Source organism: Vibrio sp. 970 (assembly GCF_033339075.1).
The window spans coordinates 1-525 of the sequence record NZ_JAWOTW010000777.1 but is presented as its reverse complement, the minus strand read 5'-3'; the positions used below and the strand labels follow the sequence as shown (position 1 = coordinate 525).

1 protein-coding gene is annotated in these 525 nt (G+C 49.9%); it reads left to right on the top strand.

Annotation, left to right across the window (positions count from 1 at the left end):
* The coding region (locus tag R7Q11_RS29135; RefSeq protein ID WP_225467340.1) for a YceH family protein at positions 1–525 on the top strand (525 nt) is incomplete at both ends.

Sequence of the window (525 nt, the reverse complement as noted above, 5' to 3'; positions counted from 1 at the left end):
CAATATCCCCTCAGTTTGAACGCGTTGACCAACGCATGGAACCAAAAAAGCAACCGTGAGCCCGTGATGGCATTGTCAGAATCTGACGTCCTTGATGCTGTTGATGCGTTGATTGAGCGTCGACTTGTCAGCGATGAGAGCGCTTTCAATAGCCGTGTTAGCAAGTACCAACATCGTTTTTGCAACACCGAGTTTGGCGATCTTAAATTGTCGGAGCAAGAGAAGGGCATCATCTGTTGCATGTTACTGCGCGGAGCGCAAACGCCAGGCGAGATCCGCACTCGAACCAACCGCCTTGCCACTTTCCACGATGTAAAAGAAGTAGAAGCTGTACTTGAGCATCTTGCTAGCGAAGATAAAGGTCCGCTTGTGGTGAAGTTACCTCGTGAAGCTGGTAAGCGTGAATCTCGTTACATGCACTTGTTCTGTGGTGAAGTCGATGTGTCAGCAATGGCTGCGGCAGTTCCGGCTACTTCGTCAAGCTCAGAACGTGTCGCTCAGTTAGAGCAAGAAGTTGCCGAGTTA